The organism is Mesorhizobium sp. M2E.F.Ca.ET.219.01.1.1 (assembly GCF_004016445.2).
Taxonomy (GTDB): Bacteria; Pseudomonadota; Alphaproteobacteria; order Rhizobiales; family Rhizobiaceae; genus Mesorhizobium.
The window spans coordinates 1,289,660-1,311,900 of sequence record NZ_SADT02000001.1; the positions used below are offsets into that span (position 1 = coordinate 1,289,660).

20 protein-coding genes and 1 other RNA gene are annotated in these 22,241 nt (G+C 64.3%); 9 read left to right on the forward strand and 12 right to left on the reverse strand.

Annotated elements, in window-relative coordinates; translation table 11 throughout:
* Positions 1-2 precede the first annotated feature (2 nt).
* The gene (locus EN862_RS06045) at positions 3-2,675 is read right to left on the reverse strand and encodes a UvrD-helicase domain-containing protein (RefSeq protein WP_127863258.1); all 2,673 of its coding nucleotides are present in this window, start codon (positions 2,673-2,675) and stop codon (positions 3-5) included.
* Positions 2,676-2,880: 205 nt separating this feature from the next.
* Here EN862_RS06045 and EN862_RS06050 point away from each other — a divergent pair, with 205 nt between their 5' ends.
* Entirely contained in the window at positions 2,881-5,196 is a 2,316-nt protein-coding gene (locus tag EN862_RS06050) for a glucose/quinate/shikimate family membrane-bound PQQ-dependent dehydrogenase (protein ID WP_127863259.1), read from the forward strand.
* A 15-nt stretch (positions 5,197-5,211) separates the two neighbouring features.
* Here the strand turns inward: EN862_RS06050 and EN862_RS06055 are convergent, their stop codons facing one another.
* Positions 5,212-5,649, reverse strand: a complete 438-nt coding sequence (locus tag EN862_RS06055) for a hypothetical protein (protein ID WP_127863260.1) — start codon at positions 5,647-5,649, stop codon at positions 5,212-5,214.
* A gap of 214 nt (positions 5,650-5,863) precedes the next feature.
* Here EN862_RS06055 and EN862_RS06060 point away from each other — a divergent pair, with 214 nt between their 5' ends.
* Positions 5,864-6,751 (forward strand): dienelactone hydrolase family protein, encoded by an 888-nt coding sequence (locus EN862_RS06060; protein WP_127863261.1) that lies wholly within the window; start codon positions 5,864-5,866, stop codon positions 6,749-6,751.
* Between the two features lie 64 nt (positions 6,752-6,815).
* Here EN862_RS06060 and EN862_RS06065 read toward each other — a convergent pair whose 3' ends face one another.
* Positions 6,816-7,724, reverse strand: coding sequence for a DMT family transporter (locus tag EN862_RS06065; RefSeq protein WP_245519507.1), 909 nt, complete (start codon positions 7,722-7,724; stop codon positions 6,816-6,818).
* Positions 7,725-7,824: 100 nt separating this feature from the next.
* Between EN862_RS06065 and EN862_RS06070 the strand changes: the two genes are divergently transcribed.
* The gene (locus EN862_RS06070; protein WP_127863263.1) at positions 7,825-8,301 is read left to right on the forward strand and encodes an Lrp/AsnC family transcriptional regulator; all 477 of its coding nucleotides are present in this window, start codon (positions 7,825-7,827) and stop codon (positions 8,299-8,301) included.
* A 31-nt stretch (positions 8,302-8,332) separates the two neighbouring features.
* Here EN862_RS06070 and EN862_RS06075 read toward each other — a convergent pair whose 3' ends face one another.
* On the reverse strand, positions 8,333-8,530 hold the full coding sequence (locus EN862_RS06075; RefSeq protein WP_095815615.1) for a hypothetical protein: 198 nt from the start codon (positions 8,528-8,530) through the stop codon (positions 8,333-8,335).
* Between the two features lie 146 nt (positions 8,531-8,676).
* Complete coding sequence (locus EN862_RS06080; protein WP_127863264.1) at positions 8,677-9,162, reverse strand: thioesterase family protein; 486 nt, start codon at positions 9,160-9,162, stop codon at positions 8,677-8,679.
* A gap of 164 nt (positions 9,163-9,326) precedes the next feature.
* On the opposite strand from EN862_RS06080, the gene EN862_RS06085 reads away from it, so the two are divergent.
* Entirely contained in the window at positions 9,327-10,742 is a 1,416-nt protein-coding gene (locus tag EN862_RS06085) for an FAD-linked oxidase C-terminal domain-containing protein (protein WP_127863265.1), read from the forward strand.
* Between the two features lie 14 nt (positions 10,743-10,756).
* Here EN862_RS06085 and EN862_RS06090 read toward each other — a convergent pair whose 3' ends face one another.
* A complete protein-coding gene (locus EN862_RS06090; RefSeq protein ID WP_127863266.1) occupies positions 10,757-11,725 on the reverse strand; it encodes a Dyp-type peroxidase in 969 nt (322 codons plus the stop codon).
* Between the two features lie 204 nt (positions 11,726-11,929).
* On the opposite strand from EN862_RS06090, the gene EN862_RS06095 reads away from it, so the two are divergent.
* On the forward strand, positions 11,930-15,859 hold the full coding sequence (locus EN862_RS06095) for an AsmA family protein (protein WP_127863267.1): 3,930 nt from the start codon (positions 11,930-11,932) through the stop codon (positions 15,857-15,859).
* A gap of 45 nt (positions 15,860-15,904) precedes the next feature.
* Here EN862_RS06095 and EN862_RS06100 read toward each other — a convergent pair whose 3' ends face one another.
* The 4 genes from EN862_RS06100 to EN862_RS06115 all read right to left on the reverse strand — a co-directional run bounded on the left by EN862_RS06100 (position 15,905) and on the right by EN862_RS06115 (position 17,680).
* The gene (locus EN862_RS06100) at positions 15,905-16,132 is read right to left on the reverse strand and encodes a ribbon-helix-helix domain-containing protein (RefSeq protein ID WP_095815611.1); all 228 of its coding nucleotides are present in this window, start codon (positions 16,130-16,132) and stop codon (positions 15,905-15,907) included.
* Between the two features lie 9 nt (positions 16,133-16,141).
* Positions 16,142-16,339: a DUF4169 family protein gene (locus EN862_RS06105; protein WP_127863268.1), complete on the reverse strand. Its 198-nt coding sequence runs from the start codon at positions 16,337-16,339 to the stop codon at positions 16,142-16,144.
* Positions 16,340-16,348: 9 nt separating this feature from the next.
* Positions 16,349-16,879 carry an SspB family protein gene (locus EN862_RS06110; RefSeq protein ID WP_127863269.1) on the reverse strand — a complete coding sequence of 177 codons (531 nt, stop codon included), beginning with the start codon at positions 16,877-16,879 and terminating at the stop codon, positions 16,349-16,351.
* A gap of 117 nt (positions 16,880-16,996) precedes the next feature.
* Entirely contained in the window at positions 16,997-17,680 is a 684-nt protein-coding gene (locus EN862_RS06115) for a TetR/AcrR family transcriptional regulator (protein ID WP_127863270.1), read from the reverse strand.
* 211 nt (positions 17,681-17,891) lie between these two features.
* Between EN862_RS06115 and EN862_RS06120 the strand changes: the two genes are divergently transcribed.
* Complete coding sequence (locus EN862_RS06120; RefSeq protein WP_127863271.1) at positions 17,892-19,097, forward strand: multidrug effflux MFS transporter; 1,206 nt, start codon at positions 17,892-17,894, stop codon at positions 19,095-19,097.
* Between the two features lie 195 nt (positions 19,098-19,292).
* Here EN862_RS06120 and ssrA read toward each other — a convergent pair.
* Positions 19,293-19,653, reverse strand: a transfer-messenger RNA (tmRNA) gene (gene ssrA, locus EN862_RS06125).
* Between the two features lie 168 nt (positions 19,654-19,821).
* Between ssrA and EN862_RS06130 the strand changes: the two genes are divergently transcribed.
* Together EN862_RS06130 and EN862_RS06135 are read left to right on the forward strand one after the other, a co-directional pair.
* Positions 19,822-20,133 (forward strand): DUF2853 family protein, encoded by a 312-nt coding sequence (locus EN862_RS06130; RefSeq protein WP_040982174.1) that lies wholly within the window; start codon positions 19,822-19,824, stop codon positions 20,131-20,133.
* A gap of 142 nt (positions 20,134-20,275) precedes the next feature.
* Positions 20,276-21,070: a thymidylate synthase gene (locus EN862_RS06135; protein WP_127863272.1), complete on the forward strand. Its 795-nt coding sequence runs from the start codon at positions 20,276-20,278 to the stop codon at positions 21,068-21,070.
* Between the two features lie 5 nt (positions 21,071-21,075).
* Here the strand turns inward: EN862_RS06135 and EN862_RS36765 are convergent, their stop codons facing one another.
* Positions 21,076-21,270 carry a transporter gene (locus EN862_RS36765; protein WP_245519508.1) on the reverse strand — a complete coding sequence of 65 codons (195 nt, stop codon included), beginning with the start codon at positions 21,268-21,270 and terminating at the stop codon, positions 21,076-21,078.
* A gap of 163 nt (positions 21,271-21,433) precedes the next feature.
* Here EN862_RS36765 and modA point away from each other — a divergent pair, with 163 nt between their 5' ends.
* On the forward strand, positions 21,434-22,228 hold the full coding sequence (gene modA, locus EN862_RS06145; protein WP_127863273.1) for a molybdate ABC transporter substrate-binding protein: 795 nt from the start codon (positions 21,434-21,436) through the stop codon (positions 22,226-22,228).
* Positions 22,229-22,241 lie beyond the last annotated feature (13 nt).

Here is a 22,241-nt window from a genome sequence, read left to right on the forward strand (position 1 = left end):
GGTCACACCGGCGCGACGAACCCGTCCAGCACGCGCTTTTGCCCAGCCTTGTCGAAGTCGATGGTGAGCTTGTTGCCGTCGATGGCGGCGATGTTGCCGTTGCCGAATTTCTGGTGGAACACCCGGTCGCCGACATTGAAGGCGGATGGCGTGTCGGCAACGGATTTGGCAACCAGCTCGCCCTCGATTGTGCGGCCTTTCACCGAAGTGCGCCCCGCGCCATAGCCTGAGTCGGTCTCGCCATAGCCGATGCGCTCGACCTGGTGGCCGGAGCGGGTGCCCCAGTTGCGGTCGGTCGCCTCGGTGCGGTTGGCCTGCGCGCGCTGCCAGCCGGGCGTCGCATAGGTGTTGGAGAAGCTGCCTTGGTCCTTGGCGCCGACATTGTCGAAACGCGAGGCGCCGTAAGGGTTCTGCCGACCACCGCCACGCCCGGAAGCGAAGGCGCCGCCGCCATAGGGGTTGCCGTAGCCGCCATAGGAATTGCCCCCCTCAGCAATGTCGATATGGGTTTCCGGCAACTCGTCGACGAAGCGCGACGGGATGGTTGATTGCCACAGTCCGTGGATCTGACGGTTGGAGACGAACCAGATGTGCAGGTTCTTCTTCGCCCGCGTCAGGCCCACATAGGCGAGGCGGCGCTCCTCCTCCAGGCCGGAGCGGCCGCCTTCATCCAGCGCGCGCTGATGCGGAAAGAGGCCTTCCTCCCAGCCGGGGAGGAACACGGTCTCGAATTCGAGGCCCTTGGCCGAATGCAGCGTCATGATCGAGACCGCGTCCTGCTCGGCATTCTGCTCGGCATCCATGACGAGCGCGACATGCTCGAGGAAGGAGCGGAGCGATTCATACTCCTCCATCGAGCGAATCAGCTCTTTCAGGTTCTCCAGCCGCCCGGGCGCCTCCGCCGAGCGGTCGTTCTTCCACATGTCGGTGTAGCCGCTCTCTTCGAGAATGGTCTCTGCGAGTTCGGTGTGCGGCGTGGTCTCCAGCGCCTTCTGCCAGCGCTCGAAATTGGCCGCGACCTCGCGGAGTGCCGCGCGCGGCTTTGGCTTCAGCTCATCGCTTTCGGCAAGCGTCGCGGCGGCCTCCAGCATCGGAATGCGCATCGCGCGCGCCGTGTCGTGGATCTGGCGGATGGTGGCTTCGCCGAGGCCGCGCTTCGGCACGTTGACGATGCGCTCGAAGGCGAGGTCGTCGCCGCCGTTGGCGACGACGCGGAAGAAGGCCAGCGCGTCGCGGATTTCCAGGCGCTCGTAGAAACGCGGGCCGCCGATGACGCGATAGTTCAAGCCCAGCGTGATGAAGCGGTCTTCGAAGGCGCGCATCTGGAAGGACGCGCGCACCAGGATCGCCATGTCGTTGAGATTGTGCTTCTGCCGCTGGTAGGCCTCGATCGCGTCGCCGACAGCACGCGCCTCTTCCTCCGAGTCCCAGGCGGCATGGACATGCACCTTGTCGTCCTCGGGGTCGTCGCGGTCGGTGAACAGCGTCTTGCCGAAGCGGCCCTCATTGTGGGCGATGAGGTGGGAGGCAGCGCCGAGGATATGCGCGGTGGAGCGATAGTTGCGCTCCAGCCGGATAATGGTGGCGCCCGGGAAATCCTTGTCGAAGCGCAGGATGTTGTCGACCTCGGCGCCGCGCCAGCCATAGATCGACTGGTCGTCGTCGCCAACGCAGCAAATATTCACGCTCACGGGCTGTTCCGCGCCTGCCGGCGCGGGCCCGACCCCTCTTTTTTGCGCGCCTTCGGCGTCGCGGGAGTGGCCTCGCAACGGCTCGGACGCCCGGTCGGGCTTGCGGCCTTCGGCCGAGTCGGAAGTCGCAGAGCGTCCCGCCTGGGGCCGCTGTGCCAGGAGCCGCAGCCACATGTACTGCGCGGTGTTGGTGTCCTGATACTCGTCGACCAATATGTATTTGAACTTGCGGTGGTATTCCTTCAGCACGTCCGGATAGGCGCGGAAGATGCGGATCGGATGATAGAGCAGGTCGCCGAAGTCGCAGGAATTCAGCGTCTGCAGCCGCTCCTGATAAGCCTTGTAGAGCAGGCGACCCTTGCCGTTGCCGAAGCTGCGCGCGTCGCCTTCCGCAATCTCGTCAGGGCCGAGGCCCTTGTTCTTCCAGTTGTCGAGCATCTGGGCGAAGGTCTTGGCCGGCCAGCGCTTGTCGTCCAGCCCCTCGGCCTGGATCAATTGCTTGATCAGCCGCACCACGTCGTCGGTGTCGAGGATGGTGAAATCCGACTTCAACCCGGCAAGCTCGGCGTGGCGGCGCAGCAGCTTCACGCCGATCGAATGGAAGGTGCCGAGCCAGGGCATGCCCTCCACATTGCCTTCACCGATCAGGTGGCCGATGCGCTGCTTCATCTCGCGCGCGGCCTTGTTGGTGAAGGTGACGGCCAGGATCTGCGACGGGAAAGCCCTGCCTGTGGCGAGGATATGGGCGATGCGGGTGGTGAGCACGCGCGTCTTGCCCGTGCCGGCGCCGGCGAGCACCAGGACCGCGCCTTCCGTCGTCTCGACGGCAAGACGCTGCTCCGGGTTCAGGCCCTTAAGATAATCGGGCGCGCTGGTCTGGCCGCTGCGGGCGGCCATGGCGCGCGCGGCTATGCCGGACGGGGCCGCCGCGGGCCGCGCATTCGGTTCATCGAAAAAAGGCATGTCTTCGGAAAAGCCCGACATCGCCCCGAATGTAGTGATTCGGCAGCGAAAGACCAGAACTGTCTACGTTTTGTTCTAGTTTCGCGTGTCCCGGACCAACTTGACAGCCGGAGCGGGCAAGGGAAAGCTGTAACGGCAGGGCAGCGACGGCACGCCGTCGCCTGGAAGCCGCTTCAGGCTTTTCCTGGAATTGCTTGAAGCGGGCAACAGTCGAAGGAGCACCGTCTTGGCTGTCACCATCACCTCCCTCGTCCTCTTCCTCATCGGTCTCATTCTCGGCGGTGGCGGCATCTGGCTCGTCGCGCTGGGTGGCAGTTGGTACTACCTGATCGCCGGCCTGGTCTTCCTGATCACCGCCTGGCTGCTCTTCAGGCGCAGGTCGACCTCGCTCTGGCTCTACGCGCTGTTCGTGCTCGCCACTCTGTGCTGGGCGGTGTGGGAAATCGGCTTCGACTGGTGGCAGCTCGGTCCGCGCGGCGGCGTCATCGTGCTCATCGCCCTGTGGCTTCTGACGCCGTGGGCAAGGCGCGGCTTGCGCGGTCCCGACGGACGCGCGCCACTGATCCTGGCGGTGCTCGCCTCGCTTGCCGTCGCCGGTTACTCGATGACCGCCGATCCGCACGACATCGGCGGCACGCTCGGCACCGAAAAGGTGGCGGCGGCTGCCAACCTCGGTGGCGACATACAGGCAGGCGAGTGGCACTTCTACGGTCGCACGCCTTTCGGCCAGCGCTATTCGCCGCTCGACCAGATCACGCCGGACAATGTCGCCAAATTGCAGCCGGCCTGGACCTACCGCACCGGCGACGTGAAAGGCCCCGACGATGTCGGCGAGACGACCTATCAGGTCACGCCGCTGAAAGTGGGCGATGCGCTCTTCATCTGCACGCCGCATAATTTCGCCATCGCCATCGATGCCGCGAGCGGCAAGGAAAAATGGCGCTACGATCCGAAGATCAAGCTCGACCCCAATCGCCAGCACCAGACCTGCCGCGGCGTGTCCTATTATGCCGATGCCAAGATCGCGGTCGGCCAACCATGCGCGCAGCGCGTCTATCTGCCGACGTCGGACGCTCGCCTGATCGCGCTCGACGCCGCGAACGGGCAGGTCTGTCCGTCCTTCGCCGAGGGGGGCACGCTGAACCTGATGGCCAACATGCCCTATCCGAAGTCGGGCTATTACTATTCGACATCGGCGCCGCTGATCGTCGGCGGCAAGATCATCGTCGGCGGCGCGGTCAACGACAATTACTCGACCGAGGAGCCGTCGGGCGTCATCCGCGCCTTCGACGTCGACACAGGCGCGCTGCTGTGGAACTGGGATTCCGGCAATCCGGATGTGACGACGCCGCTGCCTGCCGGGCAAACGTACACCCACAACTCGCCCAACATGTGGTCGACCGCAAGCGCCGACGAGAAGCTGGGACTCCTCTATCTGCCACTGGGCAACCAGACGCCGGACCAGCTCGGCATGGGCCGCAGCGCCAATGTCGAGAAATTCTCCTCCTCGATCACCGCGCTCGACCTCAACACGGGACAATTGCGCTGGGTGCGGCAGACCGTGCACCACGATCTGTGGGACATGGACGTGCCGGCGCAGCCGTCGCTGGTCGACATCACCACAGCGAGCGGCGTGGTGCCGGCGCTGGTCGGGCCGACCAAGCAGGGCGATCTCTATGTGCTCGACCGGCGCACCGGCGAGCCGATCATTCCGGTGAAGGAAGTGCCGGCGCCCGGCGGGGCAATCGAGGGCGACCAGGCCTCGCCGACGCAGCCGGCCTCCGACCTGTCCTTCAATCCGAAGCCGCTGACCGGCGCCGACATGTGGGGCATCACCCTATTCGACCAGCTGGCGTGCCGGATCGAATTGAAGAAGCTGCGCTATGAGGGACGTTACACGCCGCCCTCGCTGCAGGGCTCGCTGATCTATCCCGGCAATTTCGGCGTCTTCAACTGGGGCGGCGTCGCGGTCGACCCGGTGCGGCAGGTGATGTTCGGCATGCCGACCTATCTCGCCTTTACGTCCAAGCTCATTCCGCGCGCGGACGTGCCGCCGCCGGGCGACAACACCAAGGGCAGCGAGCAGGGTCTGAACCGCAACGAGGGCGCGCCTTACGCGGTGGTGATGGGGCCGTTCCTGTCGCCGCTCGGCATTCCCTGCCAGGCGCCGCCCTGGGGCTATGTCGCCGGCGTCGATCTCAAGACGGGAAACATCGCCTACAAGCACCGCAACGGCACCGTCTACGACATGACGCCACTGCCCTTGCCGCTCAAGGTCGGCGTTCCAGGCATAGGCGGTCCAATGATCACGGCGGGCGGCGTCGCTTTCCTGAGCGCGGCGGTCGACGACTATCTGCGCGCCTACGACCTCACCACCGGCAGGCAGCTCTGGCGGGCGCGGCTGCCGGCGGGCGGGCAGTCGACACCGATGACCTACACCGTGGCCGACGGCCGCCAGTTTGTCGTCATCGTCGCCGGCGGCCACGGCTCGGTCGGCACCAAGCCGGGCGACTATGTGATGGCCTACACGCTGCCCAAGTGAGGGAGGCGTCGGGCCTCAAAGCCCGAGATGGCCCCGCAGGCTGGGCACCTGGTCCAGCACCTGGTTGGTCAGGTCGGGACCGGCGGCGGCTTCGGCCTGCTTGATCAAGGTCTCGCCGGCCTGCCGGATTTGCGCCATGTCGAGACCGGACGCCTTGAGGGCGGCGACGCCGTTGATCAGCGCGCCGGCCTTTTCGCCGAGCACGCCGCCAAGCGCGCCCTGCAGCGACGACAACAGGCCGCCGCCCGAACCGGCCGCCGCGCCGGCAGCCATGACGTCATATTTCTGGGCCAGCGCGTCGGCGCCGGGGATCTGGGCGAAGAAGGACGAAACGCTGGTGCCTTCCGCTTCGTGCTCGAGCACGGAAAAGATGGTGCCGACGACCTTCTCGGTGGTCGGCTCGTCGAGGCCGGCCTTCGAGGAAACGGTGTTGATGATATCCTGGATGTTCATGGCGTTCCCCTTTCGTCGATCGGATCGAAGCTGCGCCAGCAGCTTTTCCTTCCTAATGTGACAGCATCATCAAGGCTTTCGGAAATGACCAAAATGTGATGGGCGAGCTGCGGCTCTCTTGATCGTCATCCGGACGTGACTGGACCGCTTGAATCCCTACCCTATCTTGCGGATCACTCTGCCAATCGTCTCCCAGTTCTCGTCGAGGAAAGCCATGACCGAGCCCGTTGCCAAGCCCGTCATCACGCAGGCGATGATCGACGCCTATGACGAATACACGCATCTGACGCTCGACCGGCGCCGCTTCATGGAGCAGTTGACGAGGCTGGCGGGCTCGGGCGCCGCGGCGGCCGCGATCGCCCCGATGCTGGCGGCCAATTCCGCAAAGGCGGCGGTCGTCGCCGAGAATGATAGCCGCGTTAAGGGCGAGGACATCATCTATCCCGGCTCGAGCGGCGAGATGAAAGCCTACCTGGTCAAGCCGGCCGATCAGTCGGGCAAGCTCGGCGCCGTCATCGTGATCCACGAAAACAGAGGTCTCAACCCGCATATCCGCGATGTCGCCCGACGCGTGGCGCTGGAGGGATTCGTGGCGCTGGCGCCGGACTTCCTGTCGCCGCTTGGCGGCACGCCGTCCGACGAGGACAAGGCGCGCGACATGTTCACCAAGCTCGATGCCGCCCAGGTCGCGGCGGACGGCGTGGCGACGGTCGCCTATCTCAAGAGCCTCAAGGATGGTAACGGCAAGGTCGGGGCGGTCGGTTTCTGCTGGGGCGGCGGCGCGGTGAACCAGCTCGCCGTCCATGCGCCCGATCTCGGCGCCGGCGTCGCCTACTACGGCATGCAGCCAAAGGCTGAGGATGCTGCGAAGATCAAGGCGCCGCTGCTCCTTCACTATGCCGGTCTCGACAGCCGGACCAATGCCGGCATCGATGCCTACAAGAAAGCGCTCGACGCCGCGCATGTCGAATACAAGGTCTATGTCTATGAGGGCGCCAACCACGCCTTCAACAACGACACCTCGGCCGCGCGCTATGACAAGAAAGCCGCCGACCTCGCCTGGGGCCGGACGGTCGCTTTCCTGAAGGAGAAGCTTGCCTGAGGCGTGCCGATATTCAGGTGAGGCAGGCCTGCAAACGACACGCCTCAATGGCAACGTCGATGGACTATTCCAGTGCCGGTTTGTGGAAAGCGACGCCGACGATGACCAGCGCAATGCCGATACAGTCGGTGGCGCTCGGCACCTGGCGCAGCACGATGATCCCGATCAATGTTGCCGTGAGCGGAAGAAGCGACAGCATCAGCGCGAAGCTCGCGCGCGGCAGCCTCGCCATGGCGAGCTGGTCGCAGATATAGGGGATGACCGAGGAGCAGACGCCGACTCCGATCGCCGCGACAAGCAGTTGCGGCGACGAGAAGGCGGGCAGCGCCTCGCGGAAGCCGATCGGCAGCACGATGAAGAATGCGACCGCCATGGCGGCGCCGAGGCCGGCAATGCCGATGCCGGTCTGGGCAATGCGGTGGCCGATCACGATATAGCCGACGAACAGGGCGCCGTTGAGAAAAGCCCAGAACAGGCCAAGCGGATCACTCGACCATTTGACGTCGATGAGCAGCAAAGTGCCGATCACGGCGACAGCCAGCGCGGCAAAGTTGCGCGGGCTGCGCAGGCCGACCAGCGCGACCCCGATCGTGCCGACGAACTCGATCGCCGCCACCAGAGAGATCGGCAGGCGATCGAGCGCCAGATAGAACGAGCAGTTCATCACCGCAAGGCAGGCGCCGAAGGCCAGCAACAGCAGTCGCTGAGCGCGGTCGGCGCGCGCGAAGACGCGCCAGGGCCTGGTCAAAGGGGCGAAGATGGGAGCGGCGGTGGCGATGCGCAGCCAAGCCATGCCGAGCACGCCGACCTGATCGAAAAGCAGCACCGCGAAAGCCGGTCCCAGATAGTGGAACACGGCGCTGACGCAGAACCAGACATGTGGCGGCAGCGCATTGGCCAATCCGCCGAGGGCAAGGATAGGGCGCGGGGCGTCGGTTCTGCTGGTGGCGTGGCTTGCAGCGGAAGTTTGCATTTGGTTGATCATGCGCGCATTATCGCAGGCGAAATGCACGGTTTATATGTGTGATCAGCGGCCTCTTTGATTTTCTAACTTCCAATGGAAGATAAAGAAATTGAAAAACCTTCGAAATGAAAGTCCCGGCCTGGACGCCGTGGACCTGAAGATCCTGCGGCTCCTGGAAACGGATGCACGCATCAGCACCGCGGAATTGGCGCGCGCGGTCGGGCTGTCGGCGCCGAGCGTGGCGGAGCGCATCCGCAAGCTGCAGGAGAACGGCGTGATCGAGGCCTATACGGTCAGGATCAATCCGGCCGCGCTCGGGCTGAAACTGTCGGCCTGGCTGAGGATCAGGCCGGTGCCGGGGCAGCTTTCGGTGGTGGCGGACATTATTCGCGACCTGCCGGAAATCGCCCAATGCGACCGCGTGACAGGAGAGGACTGTTTCATCGCGCTGGCGCATGTGGGCTCGGTCAGCGAACTCGAACGCGTGATCGACCGGATCATTCCCTATGCGATGACCAACACGGCCATCATCCAGTCGTCACCGGTGGAGCCGCGTTCGCCGCTGGGTGGGTTCAGGCAGAAGTGACGGGGTAAGGATGATGGGCGGAGGGGACGAATCAGGCGTGGCCGCGCCGCATGCGCGCCTGGGTCAGGATCGCGCGCCAGCGGATCATGTCGAACGGGATCGGCTCGTTGTTGTTGGCGATGTGGAAGATCTCGTTGTTGACGTTCTTCAGCGATCGCCAGAAATCATAGTCGGTGATGCGTGGATCGGCCGCCAAGCGCTCCACCTCGACCTTGATGTCGGTTTTCATGCACTGTCCTCGCACCGCATTCCGCCAGCCGCCCGCGCGCAAACCCGGTACGGCGGTTTTCAAACGCGCCACTGAGTCGTTCAACGGACTCAAGCGGGTTGTTCACGTTAAAACCTTGGTAAGGTTAACGCCGGCGGTGAGGTGCTTCAAGCGCTCTTGCGTTTGATGCCGATCGAGCGGCCGGCGCGTTCCGGCATTGGCAGCGCGGCATGGGCGGCGCGCATGGCGTCCACCTTGGCCATCACGTCGGCGGGGAAGGGCGCGACCCGCGGTCCGGCCATGTCGACATGCAGCGCAAGCTGCTCGGAGGTCGCCGCCAACCAGCCGTCGACATGGCGGATTTCCTGATAGGCTCTGAGCCGCTTCTCATCGTGGTCGATGAGCTGGAACGAGACCTTCACCTTGTGGTCGAGATGCAGCTCCTGAACATAGCAGACATGGACTTCCGCCGTGTAGATGGTGAGGCGCCGATCCTTTGCGTAGTTCGGCCCCATGCCCATCATCTCGAAGGCCACATCCGAACAGCGGTCGAACAGGACATTGTAATAGGCCATGTTGAGATGGCCGTTATAGTCGATCCAGTCCTTCTCGATGGCCATCGGGTCGGAGATGAAGGGGGCGGGGATGGTCATCTTGGTTTCCTCGATCGTCGCTGGACAGGGCGTGGCTGGTGAGGTCTCGTTGTTCTGGCGCAATTCCAGACCGAAAACCGCTTCACACTTTTCCTGGAATTGCTTTAGGCATCATCCCTAGCTGCTTTACAAGAGTGGCCGCTGGTCCATTCGCGGAGGAATCCATGGCTTTGAGCGACCTCAATCCCGTCGAACGCAACGAGGAAGGCATCGCCGCGGTGCTCGGCATCCTCAAGCAGCGCCTCGGCGAACGTTTCCAGACCGGCGAGGCGATCCGCGGCCAGCACGCGCACACCACCACCTATATCCCGACCCAGGCGCCTGACGGCGTCGCCTTCGTCGAGACGACCGAGGAGGTGCAGGAGATCGTGCGCACCTGCGCCGCTCACCGCGTGCCGGTGATCGCCTTCGGCGTCGGCTCCTCGCTGGAGGGCCACACCAATGCGCCGGGCGGCGGTATTTCCATCGATACGTCGCGCATGAACCGGATACTGTCGGTCAATCCACAGGACCTCGATTGCACGGTCGAGCCGGGGGTAACGCGCGAGGACCTCAACCGGCACCTGCGCGACACCGGCCTGTTCTTCCCGATCGATCCGGGCGCCAATGCCTCGCTGGGCGGCATGGCGGCGACCAGGGCGTCCGGCACCAACGCGGTGCGCTACGGCACGATGCGCGAGAACGTGCTGTCGCTGACCGCCGTCATGGCCGACGGCGAGACGGTGACGACCGGCAAGCGGCCGAAGAAAAGCTCGGCCGGCTACGACCTGACGCGGCTTCTGGTCGGCTCGGAAGGCACGCTCGGCATCATCACCTCGCTGACGCTGAGATTGCAAGGCATTCCGCAGGCGATCTCCGGCGGCGTCTGTCCGTTTCCGAGCCTGGAAGCCGCCTGCAATACGGTGATCGCGACGATCCAGATGGGCATTCCCGTGGCGCGCATCGAGCTGGTCAACGCGCTGCAGATGCGGGCGATGAAGAATTATTCCAAGCTCGACTATCCGGAAAGCCCGTGCCTGTTCGTCGAATTCCACGGCAGCGACGCCGGCGTTGCCGAGCAGGCCGAGACCTTCGGCATGATCGCCGAGGAGAATGGCGGCGGGCCGTTCCTGTGGACCAGCGTTGCGGAGGAGCGGACAAAGCTCTGGAAGGCGCGGCACGACGCTTACTGGTCGTCGCTGACGCTGCGTCCCGGCGCCAAGGGCTTGTCGACCGATGTCTGCGTGCCGATCTCGCGGCTTGCCGAATGCGTCACCGAAACCGAGGCCGACATCGCCGAGATGGGCCTCATCGCGCCGATCGTCGGCCATGCCGGCGACGGCAATTTCCATGTGCTGGTGCTGATGGATGTCGACAACCCGGCCGAGATCGCGCTTGCGGAAAAATTCGTCGCCAGACTCAACATGCGCGCCATCGCCATGGAAGGAACCTGCACCGGCGAGCACGGCATCGGCCAGGGCAAGGTCGGCTTCCTGCGCCATGAGCTCGGCCATGGCGTCGATGTCATGCGCACGATCAAGCAGGCGCTCGATCCGCTCAACATCATGAACCCAGGCAAGATCTTGCCGGCGGCGGGGTAACGCGCCGCGCAGGTCTATTCCGCCGCCCCTTCGACCAGCTTCTGCAGCATCGGCCGCGTCGGCGCGAAGAAGGTCGTGCCGGTATGCGGGATCGAGAAGTCGAGCAGCCTGTCATAGGCGCCCGGCGGCTCGCCGACATACATGCGCTGCAGCATCTTCTCGATCACCCAGAGATATCGCGTGTAGCCGATGAAATAGGTGCCGAACTCGTTCTGCCCGGGGCGACCGAACGGCATGTTGTCGCGCAGGATGTCATATTCGTTGCCGGCGTCGTCCTCGATGGTGGCCAAGGACTTGTGCGACTTGCGCGGCTTGTCGTCGTCATCGATCTCGATGTTGTCGATCTTGGTGCGGCCGATGATCTCTTCCTGGACATGGGTCGGCGTCTCTTTCCAGGCCGCCATGTCGTGCAGGTATTTCTGCACGACGACGTAACTGCCGCCGGCAAAGTCGCCGTCCTCGTCGCCGACCAAAGCAGAGGCGGGCAGGTCGAGGCCGGTCGGATTGGCGGTGCCGTCGACGAAGCCGAGCAGGTCGCGCGCGTCGAAATAGCGAAAGCCGGATACCTCGTCGACGACCGTCACGCTGCCACCCAGGCTGTTGAGCAGGATGCGCTCGAGCTCGAAGCACATGTCGGGCCGCTCGGCGCGGATGTGGAACAGGAGATCACCCGGGGTCGAGGGCGCCGAATGAGCCGCGCCCTCGATCGGCGCGAAGGGTTTCAATTCGCGCGGGCGCCGGTTCGGCGACAGACGGTTCCAGAGTCCGGCGCCGATGCCGGCGATGCAGGACAGCCGGCCCGACAGGTCGCGGAAGCCGACATTCTTGACGAGATCGTCCAGCTCGCTCAGCACCGAGGCAGCGGTCGAAAGCGAGGCCTGGTCGCTCCCGACCGTGACGACGAGGAAAATCGCGGCCGTCGACAGTGGAGCGTCGACGCTCTGCGCGTCGATCGGCACTCTATCCCAGTTCTTGCCTGACATCGGGAACGCTCCATGTTGAATTGAGATGGGGCGGCCGGGACATGACCGCTGGGGGCAGGGGTGGTTGGAAAAAAGATACCGCGACCGCAAGCGGTCGTGCAACAGCTGACATTGCCCGGGACTGCGCCCGCCGCCGATGGAATTGCCTCTTTATCGACACGCGGATGCGGGTAGAGTGCGGCTGACTTTCAACCTGGGAAACAGATGCTCGCCCGCCTGTTCGTGATCTTCGGTGGCCTGTTCGTGCTGGTGCTGTGCGCGGCGCTGGTGGTGCCGTATTTCATCGACTGGACGGGTTACCGGGGCGATTTCGAGCATGAGGCGAGCGCCATCCTCGGCCGTAAGGTGACGGTGAGGGGCGATGCGACGGCGCGGCTGTTGCCGTTTCCGTCGGTGACCTTCTCGAATGTCGAGGTCGCGGGCGGGCCGGATGGCCAGCCGGCGATGACAGCCGAGACCTTCTCCATGGATGCGGAGCTTGCGCCCTTCCTGCGCGGCGAGGTGCTGATCTTCGACATGCGGCTGGTGCATCCCAGGGCGACCATCGACGTTGCCGGTAACGGCACGGTCGATTGGGCGCTCCGGCCGTCGAGCCCGTTCGATCCCGGCCAGATCGCCATCGAAAAGTTGACCATAACCGAGGGGCAGATCGAACTGCGCCACGCCGCCGGCGGACGCCGACACCTGATCTCGGAGATCAACTCGACGATTTCCGCCAAAGCGCTCACCGGTCCATGGCGCATGGACGGCACGCTGCGCTTCGATGGCCTGCGCACCGACGTCTCGGCTTCGACCGGGAAGGTGGAGCCGGACGGCCAGATGCGGCTCAGGCTGAAAGCCGATCCCGATGCCTATCCGCTGATCATCGAAGCCGACGGCAATGCCGGCATCGTCAAGGGCGCGGCGGTCTATTCCGGACAGTTCAAGATCTCGGGCGCGGACAAGAACTCGGCCGAGCTGCGCGGCACGGACGGCGAACCGGTCAAGATCAGCACCGGCAAGCCCGATCCGGGCTTCCGGCTGAACGGCAAGTTCGCGCTCGACCACCAAAAGCTCAATGTCGAAGAGTTCCGCTTCGAGACCGGGCCGCTCGACAATCCCTATACCGCAGACGGCAAGGCCTCTGTCGATCTCGGCCTGAAGCCGCATTTCGCCGTCGAGGCGAGCGGCGCGCAGGTCCAGTTCGACGAGGCTGTCGGCGGGGCTGCCGGAGCGGGCTTCACGCTCGACCAGCGCATCGCGGCCCTCGAGCAGACGCTGCAGCACATGCCGAAGCCGACGATACCGGGCACGCTCGAAGTCAGGCTGCCGGCGGTGGTGGCGGGCGACACGACGGTGCGCGACGTGCGGCTGTCGGCCGAGCCGGTCGAAGGCGGCTGGTCGGTCAAGTCGCTTGCCGCGACGCTGCCGGGCCGCACGACGCTCGAAGCCGAAGGCTTGTTGAGCGTCGAGGACCATTTCGGCTTCACCGGCTCGTTGCTGCTCGCCGTCGGGCAGCCTTCCGGCTTTGCCGCCTGGCTGTCGAAGGATGTCGACGAGGCCATCCGCCGGCTGCCCGCCGCAGGCTTCAAGGCCAAGGTCGATCTCAGCGAGAACCGGCAGTCCTTCAGCGATCTCGAGCTCATCCTCGGCAAGGCGAAATTTTCCGGCAGCATCGATTCCAGCCAGCCGGACGGCGCCAAGCCGTCGGTGCTGATGCGGCTCACCGGCGGTGAGATGGATCTCGACGGGCTCGCGGCCTTCGCCTCGATCTTCATCAGCGACAAGGGCGCCAACCGTTTTTCCGATCGCGATCTCGATTTCCAGATCAAGGCGGGCCCGGTCAGCGCCGCCGGGCTCAGCGCCGATACGGTCGACACGGCGCTGCGGCTGCGCGAGGGCCTGCTCGAGATCGACCGGCTGTCGATCGGCGGCCTTGCCGGCGCCTCGATCAGCGCCACGGGGCGGGTCAAGGATTTTCCAGAAAGCCCGACCGGCAAGCTCAACGCCTCCATCGTTGCGGTGGACCTGAAGCCGCTGATCGATGTCGCGGCCGAGCATTATCCCGACAATGCCGTGCTCAAGGGCCTGGCCAGCCGCGCCGCGGCCTATCCAGAGCTGTTCCAGGATGCTCGCATTGATCTGTTGACCAGCGCCGCCGACAATGGCGACGGCACGACGGGCCTGGCCCTTTCGGCCCAGGGCAATGCCGGCGGCTCGGCCTTCTCGGCGTCGCTTTCCGGCAAGGGAAGCGCGGACAAGCTCACCGAGGCGCCGGTGTCGATCACTTTCAACGCCCGCAACGACAATGCCACGACGCTGCTTGCGCTTTACGGCCTGCCGGCCCTGCCGCTCGGCATGCTCGGCCATGCCAACACAGACGTCTCGGCGAAGGGCTCGATCGCCGGCGGTCTCGCGACCAGCTTCAACCTGACCGCCGACGATTTCAGGGCAAGCTTCGACGGAACCGTCGCCGATACGGCGCAAGGCGCCACCGCCAAGGGTAAGGTCAATCTCGACGCCGCCGACATTGAGCCGTGGCTGATGACGACGGGCGTCGGCCTGCCCGGCATGGGAACCGGGACGTCGGCGTCGCTGGCCGCCGATGCCGATTTCGGCAACGGGCTTCTGGTGCTGAGCGGTCTCACCGGTTCGATCAACAAGGCGGCGGTGTCCGGAGACATCAACATCGATGGCAAGGATGGGCTGCCGCATCTTGCCGGGGCGCTGGCGCTTGACGAGCTCGACCTCGATCCGCTGGTGGTCTCGCTGTTCGGAGACCAGTCCTTCGCGCCCGCCAAGGGCGGATGGCCGACGACGCCGTTCAGCCAGAAGTCGACGCTGCCGTTCAACGCGGACCTCGATCTCAATACGTCGGCGCTGGCAGTCGGGCCCTTCGCCACCGCCCATGACGCCTCATTCTCGCTGAAGCTCGATCGCGAAGGCATCCACGTCTCCGACCTCAAGGCGAAGCTCTATGGCGGCGATCTGACCGGCCTGTTCGACTTGAAGAACACGGAAGGCACCGGCCTGTTCTCCGGCCAGATGCGGCTTGCCGGCGGCGATCTCTCCGCCGTGCTGCCAGGCGCCGGCATCGGCGGCAGCGGCGACCTGTCGGCGGCGCTGTCGACCAGCGGCAAGTCGGTCGACGCCACGATTGCCGCTCTGTCCGGATCCGGCACCGCGGCGCTGAAGGGATTGAAGGTGGACGGCATCAATCCGGATGGCTTCGCCGCCATCATCGCCAAGGCCGATGCGATCGGGCGCGACATCGACGCGGCCAAGACGGCGGAGTTCGCGCCGCAGATCGCCGGGCAGGGCAGCTTCGCCGCCGGCGACACGGATGTGGCCTTCACCGTCGCCAACGGTACATTGCGGGCGCCGCCGATCAGCCTCGACAGTCCCGGCGCGACCTTGTCCGCCGACGTGACCGCCGATCTCAACACGAGCACCGTCACGGCAAAGGGGACATTGACCTATCGTCCCGGCGACGAGGCTTTGGTCGGTTCGGAGCCGGCCGTCAATTTCAGCCTGGCCGGCCCGCTCGGAGCGTCCGCGCTTCAGTTCGACAGCGGTCCGCTGGTGCAGTTCCTGACACAGCGCGCGCTGGAGAAGGAGCAGCAGCGAGTCGAGGCGATGCAAGCGGCGCTGCTGGAGAAGCAGCGGCTGCGGCGCGAAGTGCGCTATTACGCGGCGCTGCAGACGGAGCGCGACAGGGCGGCCGAGGAGTTGCGCCGGCAGGAGGAAGAGGCGCGTCAGAAGGCGGAGGCGGAAGCCAGGGCGAAAGCCGAAGCGGAAGCGCAGGCACAGGCGGAAGCCGAGGCAAAAGCCAAGGCCGACGAAGAAGCGCGAGCGAAGGCGGAAGCCGATGCCAAGGCGCAGGCCGAGGCGGACGCTAAAGCCCAGGCCGATGCGCAGGCGAAGGCCGAGGCCGAGCAGCGGGCCGCGGACGAGGCGGCCAAGGCGCAGGCAGAGGCCGATCGCAAGAAGGCGGAGCAGGCGAAGCTGGAAGCCGCCCGCAAGGCGGCCGAGCAAACGAGGAAGGTCGACGGGTCGCTGCCCGGCGTCAATGACGGTTCGACCCCGGCGCCAGTAAAGCCGAAGGCCAACCCGTTCACGATCGACAATCTGTTGAAATCGCTCGACGGCGGCTGAGCTTCAGATAAAGTGGTTCGCCGTTTCCGCGAAACGGTGAACGCTCTAAGTCAGGCTGCCGCCGCGCTTCGCCCAAGCCAGCACATAGAGCCGCAGCGCCGACGACAGGTTGGCGTCGCGCGTGCGGGTCTCGTCGATCTCGGCGACCAGGGCCGCAAGCGACAGCGAACGCTGCGCGGCGATGGCGATGAGGTCGTCGTAGAAGGGCTGTTCCAGGGAAAAGCTGGTGCGGTGACCGCGGATCGTTACCGAACGTTTTTCGACCGCGGCCATCGCAGGTGCTCAGCGCTTGCCCGGGTCGTCGGGTTTTTCCCGGCGATGGCCGGCCACGAATTTTTCGGATTTCTCCGATGTCAGCCGGTCGCGCTCGCGCTCGGCTTTGGTCCGGCCATGTAGCGCGCGGTTTTCGCCCGCCTGACGTTCTTTCTCGCTGCGCGCTTTCTGCTTGCGGGCCTGGCGGAGATTGACGACCTCGCCCATGGCGCCGGACTACTTCTTGCGGAAGGCGTCGAGCGAGACGACGTCGGCGCCCTTGCCGCCGGTATCGGCGACCGCCGGCTTCTTTTCGGTCTCGGCGGCCTTCTTCTTCGTTTCCGCCTTCTTCTCAGGAACGACGGCGATCGGTTCGGGCGCCGGAGCGGCAGCCTCGTCTTCGGCGCTTTCCGTCTTGACGTCGAATTCGAGCTCGAAATTCACCGACGGATCGTAGAAGCCGCGCACGGCGGAGAAGGGGATCTCGAGCTTTTCCGGCACGTCGGAGAAGGAAAGCCCGACCTCGAAGCCGGCATCGGTCACCTTGAGGTCCCAATACTGGAACTGGATGACGATGGTCATCTGCTCCGGATAGCGCTCGCGCAGCCTCGACGAGATGCGCACGCCCGGCGCGCCGGTCAGGAAGGTGATGAAGAAATGATGATTGCCCGGAAGGCCAGTGCGCGCGACCTCGGCCAGGACCTTGCGCATGACGCCGCGCAGGGCCTCCTGGGCCAGAATGTCGTAGCGGATGTGGTCGTCGGCCATGTGATGGTCGGGTTCCGTTGAATCGTCCGCATAGCTGTAATCAAGCTTGAGCGCGGCGTAAACCGCATATAGGCGCAAAGCCGTGAGGCCAAGAGGGGGTGTCAACGATTTGATCGCTCAGGCGTGAACGAGCGCCGCCTGTTTGCCGGCTGGCGACTTCTTCCTGGCGAAGGCGCTGAGGAAGGTCCGCACGCCGTTGGTGGCGGAGCGCAGCACCTCTTCCTCGGTCGGCGTGCCGCCCAGCATGAAGGCGATCTGAAGCTCGGCGTTGACGAGGGCGAGGAACTGACGCGCGGCGACGTCGGGATCGCCGATCGACAGATGGCCGGCGAAGGCAAGCCGGGCGAAGCGGGCGGCAAGCGCCGACCAGGTGCGGCCGGGGCCCTGTTCGCGCCATTCGGCAAACAGTTCCGGATAACGCTCGCCTTCGGCCTGGATCAGCTTGCGCAGGAAACGGCCGTCGCGGTTGCAGATGCAGTTGCGGTTCATGCGCACCGCGAAGGCGATCAGGTCCGCTTCCAGGTCCGTGGGCTGGTCGGGGAAGGTGGCGATGGTGGCGAATATGCCTGCATTGCAGCGCTCCGTCAGGTCGCGCACGACGGCGACGAAGAGGTTTTCCTTGTCGCCGTGATGGTTGTAGACGGTCTGGCGCGAGACGCCGGCCTCGGCTGCGATCAGGTCGATATTGGCGCCGGCATAGCCTTCCCGACAAAAAACAGAAGCGGCGGCATCCACCACCGACACGCGCTTAGCCTCATGGCTGCGTGGCGGGAAAGTGTCAGGAGAAACGCCGTGCTTCATGAAAATCTATATAGCTGTGATTGACGAATTGGACAAGACTGTCTAAATTTGTGGACACAACAAAGGGAAGTCCGCGCTGCGGAAACGGATGTGTTCGTTCTTATGAGACGAACAAACTCGTTCTCAGATGTCGGGTTTCTGCGGGATGGAACGTCCTGGGTTCAGACGCCGGTATTTCGCGGCGGCAACCAGATCCGAAAAGAGCCTTATCATGAGTCCCAAATTCCTCCGCATCGCGGTCGTGCTCGGTTTGTTGTCCGCGATCGGCCCGTTCGCGATCGACATGTATCTTCCCGCGCTGCCTTCGATCGGCCAGGACCTGCATGCCGGCACCGCCGCCGTGCAGATGAGCCTGTTGATCTTCTTCCTGTCGATGGGCTTTGGGCAGATCGTCGTCGGGCCGATCTCCGACATGGTCGGCCGCAAGCTGCCGCTTTATGCCGGCCTCGCGCTGTTCATGGTCGGCGGTGTCGGTTCGGCGATGGCGCCCAACATCGAGTGGCTGATCGCCTTCCGCTTCCTGCAGGGCCTCGGCGCCAGCGCCGGCATGGCCGTGCCGCGCGCCATCGTACGCGACCTGCACACCGGCAACGAGGCTGCCAAGCTTATGTCGCTGCTGATGCTGGTGTTCTCGGTGTCGCCGATCCTGGCGCCGCTGACCGGCAGCCAGATCATCGAAAGCTTCGGCTGGCGCGCCGTGTTCTGGACCGTCACGGGCGCGGCTGCCTTGGCCACCATCCTGCTTGCCACCTCGCTCAAGGAGACGCGGCCGGTCGAGGAGCGCGCCGGGTCGTCCTTCGGCACGGCGCTTGCCGGCTACCGCTATCTGATGGGAGACCGCAATTTCCTCGGCCTTGTGGCGATCGCAGGCTTCGGCATTGCGAGCTTCTTCGTCTATCTGTCGAGCTCGTCCTTCATCCTGATCGACCATTACGGCCTGTCGCCGTCGGTCTACAGCGTGTTCTTCTCGATCAACGCGGTCGCCTTCATTGGCATGTCGCAGCTGACGGGGCTCTTGGCCGACCGCTTCGGGTTGAAGCGCGTCGTCTGGGTGGCGGTCACCGGCTATGCCACGGTGATGGTGGCGCTGTTCGCCATCATGGCTTCGGGCGTCGACCGGCTCGACGTGATGGCGGCGCTGCTCTTCGTCGGCTACGGCTTCCTCGGCCTCGTCATCCCGACAACGTCGGTGCTGGCGATGGAAGAGCATGGCGAGATTGCAGGCACCGCCTCGGCGCTGATGGGCACGCTGCATTTCGCCATCGGCGCGCTTGCCATGGGCGTCGCCGGCATCTTCTTCGACGGCACGCCGCTGCCGATGGTGGCCGGCATCACGCTTTGCGCGGTGATCTCGTTCACACTGGCCAAGCTGACGCTCGGCCGCGCGCGTGAGGCGGTCGAAGCGCCGGCGGAATAAGGCGGATCAAAGCATTGAAAAAGGCCGGGCCCGCCCGGCCTTTTTCACATCCGGGCCGCCGGTCAGGACGAAGAATCGGTCGCAATCGTTTTGCATCGTTTGTCCATGGATGGTGAGCGGCAAGGCCGTGCCGCGCATCAAGCGCCGGACGAGCCTTGGCCGTTCGGTTGATTGGGAAAAAGCAAAAGGGGGGAAGGTGGAGGTTTCTGTTGCCAGGTACCTCCGAACCCCGCCTAGAAGTGCGAACCGCTAGGACTTGATTTGAAGCGTTCGCGCCGCATTAAGCAGCGAGACGAGCTTCCGCATAGTTGTCGTTGGCAACTATAAGTTTAGCCCGATGACGGTGGTACAATGCCGGGCAAAAGTACGATCTTTACACCTTCGTCGATCCTATTTCGCCCCCAGCAAAAGCCGCTCCGTCAGCCAGAGCGGTTTTTGGTGGAGGCGCCGGGTACCGCCCCCGGGTCCGAACGGCTTATTTCATCGCCTGTTTATCGCCATAGTCGGTCAAGCCGACGAAGCGAATATAGGGAGCGATGAGGGAAAAAGAAAGGCCAAACCGGCGCTTATCCGGTTATGCCAAACTGTGCAGCCAAGGGTTGACTTGCGCGTCCACTCAATCAAATCTCGCTCCCGGTGAGGAGTCTCTGACCTAGCGCAAAGGTTGCGCGGCGCGCCACAACCCTCATCGACCGGATCCGTGGCGCCGACGAGGGGAAGTTTGATGGCCGACTATCTTGCGGATGTGAAGAAATACGATGCCGGCGCCAGCGCCGACGCGGTCGATAAGATCGTCAAGCATCTGGGCATTGCGCTCCGGAACCGCGATTCCTCGCTGGTGTCCTGCACCGACCCGAAGGAACTCGATCGCGTTCGCGAGAATTGGATCGGCAAGAAGCTCGGCGTCGCCGATGCCGCAAAGGCGAATGCCTCGATCGAGAAGACCTGCAAGGCCATGCAGGCAGACAACACCAAAAGCCGCGTGACCTTCTATTACCTGGTTGCCAAGGATCTCGGCAAACTCGGCTCTCTCTGAGTTCTGGCCACCCGGCGGCCGGCACTAAATCGTGCCGGCACCGTGGGCTTTTGGATGCGACCCGCATCCGCGGCCGCTTTGCGGTGTTCGACCGGCTGTCGGTCGGGTATGATTGGCTGCAACCCGAATCGAGGCGGAGCCGATGCGCCAATATCTCGACCTGTTGAAGCATGTGCTGGAGAACGGCGTCGACCGCGGCGACCGTACCGGCACCGGCACGCGCTCGGTGTTCGGCTACCAGATGCGCTTCGACCTTTCGCGCGGCTTTCCGGTCACGACCACCAAGAAGTTGCATCTGAAGTCGATCATCCACGAGCTTCTGTGGTTCCTGGCCGGCGACACCAACATCAAATATCTCAACGACAACGGCGTCACCATCTGGGACGAATGGGCCGACGAGAATGGCGATCTCGGCCCGGTCTATGGCAAGCAGTGGCGCTCGTGGCCGGACGGACATGGCGGCGAGATCGACCAGATCGTGGGCCTTTTGAAGGAGATTCGCCGGAATCCCAACTCGCGCCGGCTGATCGTCTCGGCCTGGAATCCGGCCGAGGTCGAGGCGATGGCGCTGCCGCCCTGCCACTGCCTGTTCCAGTTCTATGTTTCCGAAGGCCGGCTCTCCTGCCAGCTTTACCAGCGCTCGGCCGACATCTTTCTCGGCGTGCCGTTCAACATCGCTTCCTATGCCCTGCTCACCATGATGGTGGCGCAGGTGACCGGGCTGAAGCCCGGCGATTTCGTCCATACGCTGGGCGACGCGCATCTTTATTCGAATCATTTCGAGCAGGCGCGCGAGCAGATGCGGCGCACGCCCAAGGCTCTGCCGACGATGTGGATCAATCCGGAGGTGAAGGACCTGTTCGCCTTCCGTTTCGAGGATTTCCGCCTCGAGAATTATTTCGCGGACGCGAATATCAAGGCGCCGATCGCGGTTTAACTCGCTTAGTCGATCCCGACCATGACATCCGAGGCCTTGATCACCGCATAGGCCTGCTTGACTTTCTCGAGCGCAAGGTCGGCGACCGCCTCATCGGTGATCGCCCGCAATATCCTGAAGGGTAAGGTCACCGAGATCGTCAAGGGAGCGACCACCTCGCATGTGTCAGGATCGACATCAGCGGCGGCGCTGATCTTCATGCGTCTCTCCTTGAGCAGCGCTGTTTCCGATTTATCGTAGACCGGGACCATGCCGGCCCACACAATGCCACGACAGGCGAAAAGCCTTTCCTTGTTATGTTCATCCGGATATATCGGTCTGAGGCTTCGAGCCGAACGGATTTTGATACCAGGGAGAGACTTCATGACGGGCACGGGTTTCGGGTTGAAGGCGATCGCTATTGGAGGTTTCACGGCAATGCTGATGGCGGCGGTGACGGCGGCAAGTGCCGACGACAAGGTCGTCGTGTTTGCCGCGGCAAGCCTCAAGGACGCGCTCGACGCGGTCAACAAGGCCTGCGAGCCGGAAGTCGGTGAAGCCGCCACCATCTCCTATGCGGCGAGCTCGGCGCTGGCCAAGCAGATCGAAGGCGGCGCGCCTGCCGATGTGTTCGTGTCAGCCGACCTCGACTGGATGAAATATCTCTCCGACAAGAAGCTGACCAAGCCGGATACCGAAGTGAAGCTGCTCGGCAACCAGATCGTGCTCGTGGCGCCGAAGGATTCCACGGTCGAGACCAAGGTCGAGAAAGGCTTCGACCTCGCCAAGCTGGTCGGCGACGGCAAGCTTGCCATGGGCGATTTCAAGGCCGTGCCGGCCGGCAAATACGGCAAGGCGGCGCTGGAATCGCTGGGCGTCTGGTCGTCGGTCGAGGGCAAGGTCGCGCAGGCCGAGAATGTACGTGCAGCACTGAAGCTTGTGTCGACCGGCGAGGCGCCGCTGGGCATCGTTTATGCCACCGACGCGCATGCGGACAAGGGCGTCAAGGTGGTTGGTACCTTCCCGGAAGATTCGCATCCGCCGATCATCTACCCGATTGCCCAGACCACCGATTCGAAGGACAAGGATACGGCTGCCTTCCTGAAATGCGTCGAGTCGGCCAAGGCCGCCGAACTCTTCAAGGAGCAGGGTTTCACGTCGCTCGCGCCGAGCAACTAAGAGAGATCGCGCA

What these genes read in the sequence shown, in the direction of transcription:
- EN862_RS06045 (WP_127863258.1), bottom strand. Translation starts at nt 2,675, where the DNA reads ATGTCGGGCTTTTCCGAAGACATGCCTTTTTTCGATGAACCGAATGCG.
- EN862_RS06055 (WP_127863260.1), bottom strand. Translation starts at nt 5,649, where the DNA reads ATGAACATCCAGGATATCATCAACACCGTTTCCTCGAAGGCCGGCCTC.
- EN862_RS06060 (WP_127863261.1), top strand. Translation starts at nt 5,864, where the DNA reads ATGACCGAGCCCGTTGCCAAGCCCGTCATCACGCAGGCGATGATCGAC.
- EN862_RS06065 (WP_245519507.1), bottom strand. Translation starts at nt 7,724, where the DNA reads ATGCAAACTTCCGCTGCAAGCCACGCCACCAGCAGAACCGACGCCCCG.
- EN862_RS06075 (WP_095815615.1), bottom strand. Translation starts at nt 8,530, where the DNA reads ATGAAAACCGACATCAAGGTCGAGGTGGAGCGCTTGGCGGCCGATCCA.
- EN862_RS06080 (WP_127863264.1), bottom strand. Translation starts at nt 9,162, where the DNA reads ATGACCATCCCCGCCCCCTTCATCTCCGACCCGATGGCCATCGAGAAG.
- EN862_RS06085 (WP_127863265.1), top strand. Translation starts at nt 9,327, where the DNA reads ATGGCTTTGAGCGACCTCAATCCCGTCGAACGCAACGAGGAAGGCATC.
- EN862_RS06090 (WP_127863266.1), bottom strand. Translation starts at nt 11,725, where the DNA reads ATGTCAGGCAAGAACTGGGATAGAGTGCCGATCGACGCGCAGAGCGTC.
- EN862_RS06095 (WP_127863267.1), top strand. Translation starts at nt 11,930, where the DNA reads ATGCTCGCCCGCCTGTTCGTGATCTTCGGTGGCCTGTTCGTGCTGGTG.
- EN862_RS06100 (WP_095815611.1), bottom strand. Translation starts at nt 16,132, where the DNA reads ATGGCCGCGGTCGAAAAACGTTCGGTAACGATCCGCGGTCACCGCACC.
- EN862_RS06105 (WP_127863268.1), bottom strand. Translation starts at nt 16,339, where the DNA reads ATGGGCGAGGTCGTCAATCTCCGCCAGGCCCGCAAGCAGAAAGCGCGC.
- EN862_RS06110 (WP_127863269.1), bottom strand. Translation starts at nt 16,879, where the DNA reads ATGGCCGACGACCACATCCGCTACGACATTCTGGCCCAGGAGGCCCTG.
- EN862_RS06115 (WP_127863270.1), bottom strand. Translation starts at nt 17,680, where the DNA reads ATGAAGCACGGCGTTTCTCCTGACACTTTCCCGCCACGCAGCCATGAG.
- EN862_RS06120 (WP_127863271.1), top strand. Translation starts at nt 17,892, where the DNA reads ATGAGTCCCAAATTCCTCCGCATCGCGGTCGTGCTCGGTTTGTTGTCC.
- EN862_RS06130 (WP_040982174.1), top strand. Translation starts at nt 19,822, where the DNA reads ATGGCCGACTATCTTGCGGATGTGAAGAAATACGATGCCGGCGCCAGC.
- EN862_RS06135 (WP_127863272.1), top strand. Translation starts at nt 20,276, where the DNA reads ATGCGCCAATATCTCGACCTGTTGAAGCATGTGCTGGAGAACGGCGTC.
- EN862_RS36765 (WP_245519508.1), bottom strand. Translation starts at nt 21,270, where the DNA reads ATGAAGATCAGCGCCGCCGCTGATGTCGATCCTGACACATGCGAGGTG.
- modA (WP_127863273.1), top strand. Translation starts at nt 21,434, where the DNA reads ATGACGGGCACGGGTTTCGGGTTGAAGGCGATCGCTATTGGAGGTTTC.